This is a genomic window from Cupriavidus sp. DF5525 (assembly GCF_040149425.2).
Taxonomy (GTDB): Bacteria; Pseudomonadota; Gammaproteobacteria; order Burkholderiales; family Burkholderiaceae; genus Cupriavidus; species Cupriavidus pickettii_A.
Window position 1 is genome coordinate 4127087 of the sequence record NZ_CP168265.1, and the last position, 14486, is coordinate 4141572.

Here is a 14486-nt window from a genome sequence, read left to right on the forward strand (position 1 = left end):
CGTTGTGGCCGGCGATCGACGGCTGGATGCGGCATTCCGGCATGTCGTGGTGTGGACGCGCCTGCCCGCTTCCCCGGCTCCTCTCCCGCGGGCGGGAGAGGGGAGCAAGCCAGCGGCGCGCGAAACGCCGTCGCACCGACGATTACGCTCAGTCCAGCGTGATGTTGTTGGCCCTGATCACCTTGCCCCAGTGCTCACGATCCGCCTCGATATAACGGTCGATTTCCGCCTGCGAGCGCGGCGGCTGCACGATCAGCCCCAGCGCGTTGAAGGTCGAACGGAACTGCGGGTCCTTCAGCACGTGCGAAGCCGCAGCCTGCAGCCTGGCCACCGCATCGGCCGGCGTCTGCGCCGGCACCGCCAGGCCGAACCACGTCGCAGCCTGGAAATTCGGATAACCGCTCTCGGCCACCGTCGGCACGTTCGGCAACACATCCAGTCGCGTGCGGCCGGTGACCGCCAGCGCCTTGAGCTTGCCACCCTTGATATGCGGCAGCGAGGTGCTGACCACGTCGACCATCAGCTGCACATCATTGGCCAGCAACGCCGCCAGCGCCGGCGCGCTGCCGTTGTAGGGGACGTGCGTGACATGGATGCCCAGCTCGGTCTTGAGCATCTCGGTTGCCAGCTGCAGCGCGTTGCCCAGACCCACCGAGGCATAGTTAAGCTTGCCGCCCGCCGACTTGGCGTAGGCCGCGAACTCGCGGATGTTGCTGGCCGGCACCTGGGTGTTGGTCACCACCACCAGCGGCACCTCGGCGCCGATGGTGAAGATTTTGAAGTCCTTGGGCGGATCGTAGGTGATCTTCTTGTACAGCATCGGGTTGAGCACCATGCTGCCGTTGGTGGCCAGCACCATGGTGTAGCCGTCGGCGGGCGCGCGCGCCACGCTGTTGGTGCCGATCATGGTGGCGGCGCCCGGGCGGTTCTCCACCACCACGGTCTGGCCGAGCTGGCGCGACATGCCATCGGCCAGGGCGCGTCCGAACTGGTCGGTCGAGCCGCCGGGCGTGTACGGCACCACCAGCTTGATCGGCCGGTCGGGATAGGCGGCCTGCGCCGCGCCGCCCCACAAGGCCAACGCACATCCCGCGCCCGCCGCCGTGGCGGCGAGCCATGTGCGCCATCCGCTTCTGCTGCTGTGCATCGCGTCTCCTCCTGTCATTGTCTTTATCTCGCGCTGGCGCTCAGACGCGGCGCTGGCGGCCTTCCCAGTATCGGTCACGCAACCGGCGCTTGGCGAGCTTGCCGGTCTCGTCGCGCGGCAGCTGCGCCTCGATCACGATGCTGCGCGGCACCTTGAAGCCCGACAGCCGCTGGCGCAGCCATTCGATCACCTCGGCCTCGCGGATTTCCACGCCGGGCATCGGCTGCACCATGCCCAGCAGGCGCTCGCCGTATTCGTCGTCGGGGATGCCGAACACCACGCAGTCGGCCACGCCGGGATAGCGCACCAGTTCGTGCTCGATCTCGGCCGGGTAGATGTTCACGCCGCCGGAGATCACCATGTCGGAGGCGCGGTCGCAGATAAACAGGTAGCCGTCGGCATCGACAAAGCCCATGTCGCCCAGCGTCACCAGCCCATCGCGGTCGATGGCAGCGCGCGCGGCGTCGTTGTTGCGGTAGCTGAAGTCGGGATAGGCGGGCTGGCGCACGTAGACCAGGCCGACCTCGCCCGGCGCGCACTGGCGGCCGTCCTCGTCGAGGATGCGCAGCTGCGCGGCGTCGACGGGCTTGCCGGCGGTGCCGGGACGCTCGGCGGCATCGGCCGGGGTGGCGACGGTAATCATGCCGGCTTCGCTGGAGGCGTAGGTTTCGTGGATCACCGGGCCCAGCCAATCGAGCATGGCGCGCTTCACGTCCGGCGAACACGGCGAGCCGGTCGAGGCGACAAAGCGCAGCGACGACAGGTCGTACTTCGCCCGTACCTCGGGCGGCAGCTTGAGCAGGCGCACGTACATGATCGGCACCAGGTAGATCACGTCGATGCGGTGCTTTTCGATCAGCGCCAGCACCTGCTCGGCATCAAAGCGCGGCGTGAGCACCAGCCGCTCGGCCATCTGCAGCGCGTTCTGGATAAACGAGCCCGGCGCGCTGTGGTACAGCGGCGCCGACATCAGCGCACGGCAGCCCGGCTCGAGGCCGTAGGTCTGCCGCACCACGGAGCGCATGCGCGCAAGCTGGCTTTCCAGCTGATCGAGCGGCACCGGCTGGCGCACCACGCCCTTGGGCCGGCCGGTGGTGCCGGAGGTGTAGGCCATATGGCCGCGCGGGGCCACGCGCGGGCCGTCGTAGGCGGGCTGTTGCGCCAGCCAGCTTTCGTATTCGATGGCGCCGCCGCCGGTACCGCCGCTGCCGCCCACGGCCAGCACCGTCATGCCGGCCGGCACGGCCTCGCGCACCGCGGGCAGCAGGTCGGCTTGCACCAGCAGTACCTTGGCGCCGCTGTCGGTCAGCAGGAAGCGCACTTCCTCCGTGGTGAAGTGCCAGTTGATCGGGCAGTAGTAGCAGCCGGCCGTGCGGCAGGCGTGGACCACGTCGGCGTAGGCAGGGTCGTTGCGCAGCAGTACCGCGACCACGTCGCCCTCCTGCACGCCCAGCGTGCGCAGGCCGCCGGCCAGTTGCGCGCCGCGCGCCACCTGCTCGTCGCCGGTGCGATGCATGTCTTCAAACCAGAGGTCCGTGGCCATCCGTTGTCTCCTGTATTGCTGTGCGTTCTGCGGAATCGGGCGCCGGTCCGCGGTGCGGCCGGCAGTTAATCACTGTATCGGTGCTGCCGTGCATCGACAATCACGCGCATCGGAATCACAATGTTGCGCCATAGGTGACAATTCTTCAGGCAATCCCGGATGGACCTCAACCTGATCCAGGCTTTCGTCGACATCGTCGACGCCGGCAACCTGGCCGAGGCGGGCCGGCGGCGCGGCGTCACGCGCTCGCAGGTCAGCCGCCAGCTGCGCGAGCTGGAGCACCAGGCCGGCGCGCAACTGCTGCGCCGGACCACGCGCCGGCTGGAGCTGACCGAGCCCGGCCACGCGCTGTACCAGCACGGTGTGCGCATCCTGCAGGAGGTGGCGTCGGCGCAGGCGGAGATCGACAGCCTGGGCAAGACGCTGCGCGGCCATGTGCGCGTGAGCGTGCCCACTGGGCTGGGCGACGCCTATATCGCGCCGCTGCTGCTGCAGTTCGCGCAGAAGCACCCCGGCATCACGCTGCGCGTGTTCTTTGCCAACCGCGTCAACGACCTGATCGCCGCCGAGATCGATGTGGCGCTGAAGGTCACTTCTGCGCCGCCGCTTGACCACGTGGCGCGCGAAATCTGCGACATCCGCTGGCAACTGTATGCATCGCCGGACTATCTTGCCAGCATTCCGCCGGTACGCGTGCCGCCCGACCTGGCCGGCTGCCAGTTCCTGTGCCCGCCCTACCCTCCGCGCCAGTTCGCGCTGTCGCTGTACCGCGACGGCCAACGCGTGGACGTGGCGCTGACGCCGACGCTGCAATCCGAACACTTCCTGTTCCTCGCGCGGGCCGTGCGCGAGGGCCATGGCATCGGCCTGCTGCCGGTCTATATCGGCTGGGAGGAAGTGCGCGCCGGGCACCTGGTGCCGGTGCTGCCCGACTGGCGCCCGGAGGGGCTGGGCAACAAGCTCTTCATCATCACCACGCCCAACCTGCATCCGTCGATGGCGACCCGGGCTCTCATCGGGTTCATGCGCGAGGAGCTGGGCAAGCTGGAGGTCTTCCGGGACGCCGCGGCCTGAGCGGCGGCGGCGGCACACTGGCCGGTGAGCGAACGGCATCTACGCCGGGCCGGCGCAAACTTTCAATTTGCAAGCTATGATTCAGCAAACTTGCAAATTGAAAGCAAGCCGACGACATCCCAGGCGCCCCCATGACCCCCACCGATTTCGCTTCCATGCCCTGCCCCGTCGCCCGTTCCATGGCGGTGCTGGGCGAACGCTGGGCAATTCTCGTGCTGCGCGAGGCCTTCTACGGCAGCACGCGCTTCGACGAGTTCGAAAGCAACCTGGGCATCGCTCCCAACATCCTCAGCGCGCGCCTGAAGACGCTTGTGGCGCACGACCTGTTGGCGCGCGTCACGCCAGAGGGCGGTGGCCGCCACGTCTACCAGCTGACCGACAAGGGGCGCGATTTCTTCCCCGTCTTTGTCGCGCTCAAGGCCTGGGCCGACTGCTGGATGACCGATGAAAAGGGTCCGCTGACCGTGCTGCAGGACCGCCGCACCGGCAAGGAAATCGCCGCGGCGGAGCTGATGCGCGCCGATGGCAGCCAGATCACGCTGGACGAGGTGCGCGTGCTGCCCGGGCCGGGCGCGGGGCGCTTCCTGCGGCGTCGCTTCGGCGACGCCGAAGCTGTCAGCGAGCAGGAGAGCCGCCATGACTGATACCAGCGCGCTGCGCGCCTGCGCCGCCCCGGCCGAAGCGGTGCCCGCCAGCGAACTGGCCCGCCGCATCGGCAAGCTGGCCGGCCCGACCGCGCTGATCGCGCTGCTGCAGGCCGTGGCCCAGCTGATCGAAACCTGGCTGGCCGCGCGCCAGGGCACGGCGGCGCTGGCCGGCTGGGCCGTGGTGCTGCCGTTTGCGCTGCTGCTGCAGCAGATGTCGACCGGCGCGATGGGCGGGGGCGTGGTCGCGGCGATCGCGCGCGCGCTCGGCGCCAACAGGCGCGAGGAAGCGTCGTCGCTGGTCGTGCACGCGCTGCTGATCGCGGTGACCGCGGGACTGGCCTTTGCCGTGGTGCTGGCGGGATTTCCGCGTGGCGTGCTGGGCGCGGTGGGCGGCGACACCGCGGCCGAGGCGGCTGCCACCTATGCGATCTGGTTGTTCGGCGCCGGCGCCATACCGGCGTGGCTGGCCAACACGCTGGCCTCGGTGCTGCGCGGCGGCGGCCGCCATGCGCTGGCCGCGCGCGTGCTCACGCTGATGTGGATCGCCTTCCCGCCGCTGTCGTGGCTGCTGGCCGAGCCCGCCGGCATGGGGCTGGCCGGTATTGGCGCGGCGCTGGCGGCGGTGTCGTGGGCCGCGGCGCTGGCGATGGCGGTCGTGGTGGCGCGCGGCGGCGCGGGCTTCGTGCCGGTGTTGCGGTTGCGGCCGTCGTGGGAACTGTTCGCGCGCATCCTGTCGGTGGGGCTGGTGGCGTGCGCGCTGGCGGCGGTGGGCAACCTGACCACCATCCTGGTCACCGCGCAACTGCGCCATCATGGCACCGCGGCGGTGGCGGCCTATGGCATCTCGGCGCGGCTGGAATTCCTGATGATCCCGCTCGCCTTCGGCGTGGGCTCGGCGCTGACGGCGCTGGTCGGCCGCGCCGTGGGTGCCGGCGACTGGCACACCGCGCGCCGCACCGCATGGGTGGGTGCGTTCCTGGCGCTGGCCATTGCCGGCATGGCTGGCGCCGCGGTGGGCCTGGCACCGGTGCGGTTTGCCAGCCTGTTCACCAATGACGCGGAAGTGATCGACATCGCGGCGCGCGCGCTGTCATGGGTGGGGCCGGCCTTCGGCGGCTTCGGGCTCGGCATGGCGCTGTACTTTGCGTCGATGGGGGCGGGGCGCATGCGTTGGCCGGTGGCCGCCGGGCTGTGCCGGATCGCGCTGGCCGTGGGCGGCGGGTGGATGCTGGCCAATGTGTTCGGCATGGGGCTGGACGGGCATTTCCTGGGGGTGGCGCTGGGGATCACGGCCTATGGCGTGGTCACTGCGATGGGGGTCAGGCAGGGAGAGTGGTCGGCGCGATAAGCATTGCGGCGTTGGCGCAAGCCGCGACCGGTGGCGTGCTCCCCTACCGCGTCAACACCTTCGCATCCCCCTGCATCCCCGCATCGCGTACATCCTGCGGCACCGACGGCCAGCCGCCGCCGAGCGACTTGTACAGCGCCGCGGTGCTGGTCAGCACATCCACCTGCCCCTGCACCGCTGAAAGCTGCGCGGCGAACAACTTCTCCTGCGCCGTGGTCACCTCCAGGTAGCTGGAATATCCGCCCTCGTAGCGCGCGCTCGACTGGTCGGCATACACCACCAGGCTCTTCTCCTGCTGGCGCAGGCTCACCAGCCGGTTGCGGGTCTCGATGCCGCTGGACAGGGCGCTGTTGACGTCGGCCAGCGCCGCCAACACGGTGCCCTGGTAGGCCAGCATGGCCTGGTCGCGCTGCGCCGATGCGGTCTGCACCTGGCCCCGGATGGCGCCCCCCTGGAAAATCGGCTGGGTCAGCCCGGCGCCGATGCCCCACACTTGCGAGGCGCTGTGCCACAGGCCCGCCGGCGAAGTGGCGATGGCGCCGAACAGGCCGCTCAGGTTGACCGCTGGCAAGTACAGCGCCTGCGCCGCGCCCAGCTGAGCGTTGGCGGCGATGGCGGTTTGCTCGGCCTGCAACACGTCAGGCCGGCGCGACAGCAGCGCGGCCGGCAGGTCGGCGCCGACCGGCGGCGGCTGCAGTTCGTTGACCGGCTTGCCGCGCTCGATCGGGCCGGGCTCGCGGCCCAGCAGGACCGACAGCGCGTTCTCGGTCTGCGCGATGCCGCTGCGCAGCACCGGGATCGTCGCCTCGGTCACGTAAAAATCGTTCTCCGCTTGCGACAGCTCCACCTGCGAGATCACGCCGCCCTCATAGCGCTGCCGGAAGATATCCAGCCCCTGCCCGCGCGCCTGCAGCGTCTGCTGCGCGATCTCCAGCTGCGCGTCGAGCCCGCGCAGCGTGGCATAGCCCTGCACCACCGACGCTGCCAGCGACAGCACCACGCCACGGCGGGCGTACTCGGCGTTCCACAGGCTGGCCTCGGCCGCCTCGACCTGCCGGCGGATGCGGCCCCACAGGTCGATCTCCCAGCTGGCATTGGCCAATAGCTGGTAGGAATTGCGCGGGCCGTCGAGCGACGCGAACGGCGTGCCGGTGAAAGTGCCGGCGCGCTGGCGAGTAGCCGACGCCGTCAGGTTGACCTGCGGGAAGAAGCCGGCGCGCACCACCATCAGCTGGCCACGGAATTCATCGATGCGGGCCGCGGCGATGCGCACGTCGTAGCTGTTGCGCAGCGCCGTCTCGACCAGCGAGTTAAGCACCGGGTCGCCGAAGCTGTCCCACCAGGCGCTGTCCGCGGCAACGGACAGCACGCCGGTGTCGATGCGGTACTGCGCCGGATCCGCCGTGGCCGGGCGCTCGTAGTTGGGGCCGATGGCGCAGCCGCCCAGCGCCGCGGCCAGGCAGGCGCCGGCCAGCCGGCGGCGCGCGCTCATGACGGTTCTCCGGCCGGTGGCGTGGTGGGTGCAGCGCCGACCTTGGGCTTCGGCTTGCGCTCGGACATCACCTCCAGCCCCCAGAAGAACATCGGGATGAAAAACAGCGCAATGACCGTGGCGCCGAGCATCCCGCCGATCACGCCGGTGCCCAGCGACTGTCGGCTGGCCGCCGACGCGCCGCTTGCGATCGCCAGCGGCACGCAGCCGAGGATGAAGGCGAGCGAGGTCATGATGATCGGGCGCAGGCGCAGCTTGGCCGCATGCAAGGCGGCATCGTAGGCACTGAGGCCTTCCTTGTGCCGTATTTCCACCGCGAACTCGAAGATCAGGATGGCATTCTTCGCCGCCAACGCAATCAGCACCGTCAGCCCGATCTGGAAGTAGACGTCGTTCTGCATGCCGCGCAACAGGATGGCAACCAGAGCACCGAACAGCGCGAACGGTACCGCCAGCAGAACACCGAACGGCAGCGTCCATTTTTCGTACTGCGCAGCGAGGATCAGGAACACCATCAGCAAGGCAAAGGCAAAGACCATTGCTGCCGTCGATCCGGCGGTCTTCTCCTCGTATGCCTGGCCGCTCCAGGCATAACTGTAGCCCGGGCCAAGCACTTCCCGCGCCACGTCCTCCATGGCCGCAAGCGCCTGGCCAGAGCTGTAGCCCGGCGCGGCATCGCCCATGATCTTGGCGGCCGGGAAATTGTTGAAGCGGGTCATGATATCCGCGCCTGGGACATACCGGGATGTCGTCACCGCCTTGATCGGCACCATTTCGCCAGTGCGGTTGCGCACGTAGACCTTGTCGAGATCCTCCGGACGCGAGCGGTAGTCAGGTTCGGCCTGCAGGATCACCTGGAACAGCCGGCTGTTCTTGGGGAACTGGCTGACGAAGAGCGAACCGAACATGGTCTGCAGCGCGGAATAGACCTGCTCGACGGGCACGCCCTGGGTTTCGGAGCGTTCGCGATCCACCTCCACCAGCAACTGGCGCGAGCGCGTGTTGATGGTGGAATTGATCCCCGTCAGCTCTGGCCGGTGCCGGGCCTTGGCGATAAAGGCATGCACCCGCTCCTCCAGCTGCTGGTAGGTGCCGTCCGCCGTGCTCTGGAGCCAGAACTCAAAACCACCGGTCGTTCCCAGGCCCGGGATCGAGGGCGGGTTGATCGGAATTGTCACACCGTCCTGGTAGCTCGCAAACTCCTTCTTCGCTTTGGCGATCAGGTCCGCCGCGCTCTCGCCTTCCTTGCGGTCATGGAAGCCCTTCAGCGTGATGAACAAGGTAGAAGCATTGGCCTTGTTCTGCGAATCGATCAGGCTGTACCCGTCCACAGACGCCACCGAGCTGACGCCGGCCTGCTTGGCGTACCAGGCCTCGGCACGGGAGGAGAGGTTGCCGGTGCGGTCCAGGCTGGCCGCATCCGGCATGACCACGGCACCGAACAGATAGCCCTGGTCCTCCACCGGCAGGAACGACGACGGTATCCGCACGAACATCAGCACGCTCACCCCGATCATGACAAGGATGATGATGATGGAGATCACCGTCCGCCTGATCACAACCTGCAGCGACTTGTCGTACCCCTGTATCAGTCGATCGAACGAATTGTTGAACCACTGGAAGAAGCGGTTCTTCTTATGCTCGCCGGGCTTGAGCAGGATTGCCGCAAGCGCCGGCGATAGTGTCAGTGCCACCACCCCGGATAGCACCACCGACACCGCGATGGTGACGGCAAACTGCTTGTAGAGCTGGCCGGTAATGCCGGACAGGAACGCCACCGGGATGAATACCGCCAGCAGCACCAGCACGATCGCAACCACGGGGCCGCTCACCTCGTCCATGGCACGCTTGGCCGCCTCCTTTGGTGGCAGCTTGAACTCCACCATGTTGCGCTCGACGTTCTCGATCACCACGATTGCGTCGTCAACCACAATGCCGATGGCCAGCACCATCCCGAACAAGGTCAGCATGTTGACCGAGAAGCCGAACATGCTCATGCCGACGAAGGCGCCGATGATGGACACCGGCACGGCAAGGATCGGCACGATCGTTGCGCGCAGGCTCTGCAGGAACAGGTAGACGACCAGGATCACGAGAATCACCGCATCGCGCAGCGTGTGCACCACCTCGTTGATCGATTCGTTCACAAACTCCGTGGTGTCGAGCGCGACCTCATATTCCAGCCCCGGCGGGAACGACTTTTTCAGTTCCGCCAGCGTGCTGCGGACCTGCTTGGCCACGTCCAGCGCATTAGCGCCCGGCTGCTGGTAGACCGCCAGCAGCGTGGCGGTCTTGCCCTTGTAGCGGCTGCGCAGCGAATAGTCCTTGACACCGAGCTCGGCCCTGCCGATGTCCTTGAGCCGCACCAGCGCGGCGTCGCCCGACTGCGCGCGCAGGATCATGTTCTCGAACTCGGCGGGCTCGGTCATCTGGCCCTTGGTCGCAATCGGGAACGTCTGCAGGACCGTGCCCGTGGTCGGCGACTGTCCGATACGGCCGGCCGAGAACTGCTGGTTCTGCGCGCTGACAGCGTTCTTGACGTCCTCCGTGGTAATGCCCAGCGACGCCATCCGGTCCGGCCGCAGCCAGATCCGCATGGCGTAGTCCGGATTGCCGAAGATCGCCGACTGGTTGGCGCCGGGAATGCGCTTGAGCGCATCCAGCACATAGATGTTGGCGTAGTTGCCGACAAAGGTCTGGTCGTAGCTGTTGTCCGGCGAAAAGATGGCAATCACCATCATGAACGCAGAAGAGCGCTTCTGCACGGAAACGCCCTGGGCCGTGACAGCTTCAGGCAGGGTCGGCAGCGCCAGGTTGACCCGGTTCTGCACGTCCACCTGCGCCAGTTGCGGATCGGTCCCGATCTCGAAATACACCGTCAGGGTCAGGTCACCCGTCGAGGAACTCGTCGAGTTCATGTACATCATCCGGTCCGCGCCGTTGACCTGCTGCTCGATCGGCGCCGCGACGTTCTGCGCGACCACTTCCGCGCTGGCTCCCGGGTATCGCGTCGTCACCGTGATCGACGGCGGCGTAACGTCCGGGAACTGGGCAATCGGCAGTTTGGTCAGCGCGACCAGGCCACCCACCACGATGATGATCGACAGGACCGACGCAAAGATGGGCCGGTCGATAAAGAAGTGGGCAAGCTTCATGGCTTGCTCCCTGCGCTCTCCGTGCCCTTGGCCTGGGCGGGCGATGACGCGCCTGGCGCACCTGGCGCGCTGGCGGCCGCCGCACCCGCCGGGGGCTTCTGTCCGGGAACAGCCTCGACGGCCTTGACCGGTGCGTCGGGCGCCAACCGCAGCCCGCCGCTGATGACCACGCGCTCGCCGGCCTTCAGGCCAGAGCGCACCACCCAGTTGTCACCGGTCCACTGGCCGACCTCCACCACGCGCTGCTGGGCCTTGTTGTCCTGGCCCACCACCCAGACCAGTTGCCCGCGCGGCCCCTGGATGATGGCTTCCTGCGGCACCGCAATGGCCTTCGTGCGCTCGGCGCCATGCAGCTTGACCCGCACGAACTGCCCTGGCCGCAGCGTGCCCTCGGGGTTGGAGACCTCGGCCCGGATCATGTAGGTGCCGGTCTCGGCGCTGAACGCCGCATCGGCGAAGGTGATCTTGCCGTGGTACGGGAACTGGCTGCCATCGGCCAGCACGATCACCACGTCGAAGGCGCCCTTGGCCGGGAACTTGAGCGCGCCCGATTCCTGCTCCGCGCGCGACGACAGCACCTCGTTTTCCGACAGGCTGAAGTTGACCCACATCGGGTCGAGCTTGGCGACGTAGGTCAGCAGGCTGTTGGACGGGTCGATATAGCTGCCGGCCTGCTTTTTGGCAAAGCTCGACACGCCCGTGACCGGCGACTTGATCGTGGTATAGCCCAGGTTCAGCCTGGCATTGGTGACATTGGCCCGGGCCGCCTCGACCGAGGCCGCGGCGGCCTGTTGCTTGCCGGTAGCATCATCCAGGTCGCGCTGGCTCAGGGCGTTGCGTTCGGCCAGCGGGCGCACCCGCGCCAGGTCGGCATTGGCGGTCTTGAGCCGCGCCACCTGCTGCGCCAGTTCGGCATTGGCGGCATCCAGCGCCGCGGCAAACGGCTTGGGATCCATCAGGAACATGGTCTCGCCGGCCTTGACCACCGCACCCTCGGTATAGACGCGCCGGTCCAGGAAACCATTGACGCGCGCGCGGATCTCTACTTGCTGCGAGCTCTGGGTCTGGCCGACGAAGTCATAGACGATCGGCACATCCCGCAGCGCCACCGTCATCACGCCGACCTCCGCCGCGGGCGGTGCCACGGCCGCCGGTTTTTCCTTGCTGCAGGCCGCCAGCACTACGCAGGCCAGGCACAGCATGCTGCGCCAGTGGATAGCAGTGTTCACGGGTCCTCCTCCCGCCATGGTGTTGCACGCGATCGCGTGCACGCGGCGCCCAGGCGGACGCTGCGTGCAGCAGGCGGCAGCCATGCGCGTGCCTTATCCGGCAGGGTAAGGCCGGTGCCGGCACGCGCCAATTCAATTCTTTTCGATTGCGTATTAACTGCTTTCGAGAACGGACGTCGTCTTCAGCATCCGCTGAAATCGTCCGCCCTCAACGGCGAAAACCGCCATGGAAGCCGCCGCCACGGAAACCGCTGCCGCGCCCGCCAAAGCCGCCACCCGCGCCGCCACCGAAGCCCCGCGCCTGCCATTGCCGCGACGCGCCGTCCAGGCGCTGCTGCGCCACGTCGCGGGCCTGGCGCTGCTGGTCGAGCCGGTTGGTCACTTCGTTGTTAGGCTGCACCGGCTCCCAGCCGCCGGGCGTGTGCTTCTGCCAGCCGTCGTCGGTGTGCTGGTAGACCGAACCGTCGTGGCCCGCATAGACGTTGCCGTTGTTCCACGCCACGGCGTTGTCCTTGCCCGGGTTGGCCACAAAGCCGCGGCTGCCGGCGGTGTGCTCGCCGGTCTGCGTGTTGCCGGCAATGCCGGCCTCGCCCGCGGCGACGCGCCCGGTCTGCGCGTTGTAGCCCGCTGCCTGGCGCCCGGCCGCATAGTTGCCGGTATAAGTATTGCCGGCCACACCGCCGCGCGCCGCGCCCTCGCGCCCGGTGGACGGGTTGGCGAACGAGCCCTGGCGGCCAGCCGCGTAGTTGCCGGAATAGGGATTGAACGCCGCGCCGCGGCTGCCCTGGTAGCGCGCGCCGGTGGCCGGGTTGAAGCCCGACGCCGCGGTACCGCGCCATTCGGTGCCGGTCCAGGCGTTCCAGCCCTGGGCGTGCGTCACGGTACCCTGGCCCCAGCGGCCGTAGAAGTTGGCCTGGTTCACGTTGACGTAATTCCAGTTGTACGGGGCGCCCCACCAGTACGGTCCCCAGTAAGGCGATGCCGCGCCCCAGAACGCGCCTGCGGCGAAGCCGAAGGCAAAGCCCTCCGCCATCCCGATGCCGAAGCCGGCGCCATAGCCGTACGTGACCGGGTAGCCGTAGTAGGCCGCGCCCACGTAGGGCGGATAGACGTAGCCTGTGCCGTACACCACCGTGCCGTCCGCGCTGACCACCACGCCCATGTAGCCGGGGGTATAGCCGACCACCACGGTCTCGGGGGTGACCGTGTAGATGCGCACGTAGGTCACGTAGTACACCGGCGAGGTCGGCGGGATGGTGTAGATGGCCGACGGCACCTCGGTGGCCACGCGCCACGGGCCGGACGGCGCCGGCGCGGTGAACCAGACGCCGTTGGCGACCACATAATAGTGGCTGGCATCGACCTCGATCACCGGCGTGCCGGTGTTGACGGCATAGCTGAGCGAGGTGCCGGTGATCGGCGTAAAGCGCGGCGCGCCGTCATAGGCCACGCTCAGGCTGGCCTTGCTGCGCGATACCGTTGCCGTTTGGGGAATGGTGGCGGCGATCTCGGCCTCGCGCGCCTGCGGCGTGCCGGGCACGGACACCAGCACATTGGCCTTGGGATCGGTCGGCGGGATCCTGGCAAAGTCGGCCGGCAGTTCGCGGCCGGGCACGAACTCCCACGGGCCGGTCAGCATCGGCGCGCGGAACCAGCGGCCGGAGACCAGCACGTAATACTGGTTGGTCGCCGGATCGACGAAGATGGCGTGATCGGCATTGGAAACCGTGAGCAGGCTGACGCCGCTGACCGGCGTCATCTGCGGGGCGCCGCTGGTGATGACCAACTCGGTCGGCTGCTCGGCGAAGACAATGGCCGGCGCCCCGGCCGGGCGCTTGCCATCGGCCGGCAGCATCGCATCCGGCTTCATGCCAGTGGCGGCCTTGGCGGCGGCGTTCTCCAGCGCCTTGGGCGCGGACGTCATCACTTCCCACGCGCCGCCGGCGGATTCGGAGCGGTACCAGTAGCCGGCGGCCTTCAGGTACAGCTCGCCGCCGGCCTCGCGCAGCAACAGGGCGCGGCTATTGAGCGCACGTTCATATGCCGTGCCGTGCACCGCGCGCCAGACCGGCTCGCCGTCAACCAGCACCAGCAGCGTCGGCGTGGTGGCAAACAGGATCTGCGGCGCATCGTTGCGGACCGCCACGCGGCCGGCCCGGGCCAGTTGCTGCGATACCGCATAGCTGGCCTGCAGCTGGTCAAGCGGCACGGTCAGGCCATCGGCCGGCAGCCGCGACACCAGCGCCTGGCGCACCTGGTCGGCGGCGTCGGGCCGGGTCGGGACTTCCACGCTTTCGATCCGCAACGAAGTCAGCTGCACCAGCCGCGAAGGCTTGTCGATATCGGCCGTCGCCGAGAAATGCACCACGCCATAGGTCGGCGCGCCGCCCTTCTCGCCCACCGCCACCGCGGCGCGGCCCGACAACCGGGTGCCGTCCCAGGTCTCGACCTGCGGCTGGTACAGCTCGACATGGTCGGTGGCGGCGTCGAAATTGCGCGGCCAGGCCAGCGCCGCGGTCGCCGGTTGCGGCGGCGTGGCGGCTTGCGGACCGAGAGGTGCCAGGGCAAGCCACGCCGCTGCGATCAGGATGCAGGTCTGCTTCAGGCGAAATGGCATGGGTTTCTCCGGGAATGCTGCTTGTGACTCGCAAGGCTGCTGCGGCACGGCAACACGGCCGTCTGGTGGCATGGAGGCGCACGATGCTGCACAGCAAGCGGCCCATGCTGCGAATCTAAATTAGGGCGGACAGGCGAACAATCTCATTTAAAAACATTCAGGGCCGGCGCAAAAAAAGACAGATCAGGCTCGTACGAGGCGGGTTTCGCTGCGTCCTCGGGGGTATGAAGAACT

The 14486-nt window shown here is 68.1% G+C and carries 9 protein-coding genes; 3 read left to right on the forward strand and 6 right to left on the reverse strand.

The genetic code is table 11. The features are described 5' to 3' along the window. Positions 1–148: 148 nt before the first annotated feature. Both ABNX08_RS19260 and ABNX08_RS19265 read right to left on the reverse strand, forming a co-directional pair. Positions 149–1147 (reverse strand): tripartite tricarboxylate transporter substrate binding protein, encoded by a 999-nt coding sequence (locus ABNX08_RS19260; RefSeq protein WP_022536772.1) that lies wholly within the window; start codon positions 1145–1147, stop codon positions 149–151. Positions 1148–1187: 40 nt separating this feature from the next. After that, complete coding sequence (locus ABNX08_RS19265; protein ID WP_022536773.1) at positions 1188–2690, reverse strand: acyl-CoA synthetase; 1503 nt, start codon at positions 2688–2690, stop codon at positions 1188–1190. A 159-nt stretch (positions 2691–2849) separates the two neighbouring features. Here ABNX08_RS19265 and ABNX08_RS19270 point away from each other — a divergent pair, with 159 nt between their 5' ends. The 3 genes from ABNX08_RS19270 to ABNX08_RS19280 all read left to right on the forward strand — a co-directional run bounded on the left by ABNX08_RS19270 (position 2850) and on the right by ABNX08_RS19280 (position 5759). After that, the gene (locus ABNX08_RS19270) at positions 2850–3764 is read left to right on the forward strand and encodes a LysR family transcriptional regulator (protein WP_022536774.1); all 915 of its coding nucleotides are present in this window, start codon (positions 2850–2852) and stop codon (positions 3762–3764) included. Between the two features lie 131 nt (positions 3765–3895). Next, positions 3896–4408, forward strand: a complete 513-nt coding sequence (locus ABNX08_RS19275) for a helix-turn-helix domain-containing protein (protein ID WP_022536775.1) — start codon at positions 3896–3898, stop codon at positions 4406–4408. After that, complete coding sequence (locus ABNX08_RS19280) at positions 4401–5759, forward strand: MATE family efflux transporter (protein WP_022536776.1); 1359 nt, start codon at positions 4401–4403, stop codon at positions 5757–5759. Before ABNX08_RS19275 ends, ABNX08_RS19280 begins: the two co-directional genes overlap by 8 nt. A gap of 43 nt (positions 5760–5802) precedes the next feature. On the opposite strand, the gene ABNX08_RS19285 is transcribed toward ABNX08_RS19280, so the two are convergent. From ABNX08_RS19285 to ABNX08_RS19300, 4 genes are all read right to left on the reverse strand, one after another. Further along, positions 5803–7251, reverse strand: coding sequence for an efflux transporter outer membrane subunit (locus ABNX08_RS19285; RefSeq protein ID WP_022536777.1), 1449 nt, complete (start codon positions 7249–7251; stop codon positions 5803–5805). Continuing rightward, a complete protein-coding gene (locus tag ABNX08_RS19290) occupies positions 7248–10406 on the reverse strand; it encodes an efflux RND transporter permease subunit (RefSeq protein WP_022536778.1) in 3159 nt (1052 codons plus the stop codon). Before ABNX08_RS19290 ends, ABNX08_RS19285 begins: the two co-directional genes overlap by 4 nt. After that, positions 10403–11635, reverse strand: a complete 1233-nt coding sequence (locus ABNX08_RS19295; RefSeq protein ID WP_022536779.1) for an efflux RND transporter periplasmic adaptor subunit — start codon at positions 11633–11635, stop codon at positions 10403–10405. Before ABNX08_RS19295 ends, ABNX08_RS19290 begins: the two co-directional genes overlap by 4 nt. A 208-nt stretch (positions 11636–11843) precedes the next feature. Continuing rightward, the gene (locus ABNX08_RS19300; RefSeq protein WP_022536780.1) at positions 11844–14252 is read right to left on the reverse strand and encodes a carbohydrate-binding protein; all 2409 of its coding nucleotides are present in this window, start codon (positions 14250–14252) and stop codon (positions 11844–11846) included. Positions 14253–14486: the final 234 nt, after the last annotated feature.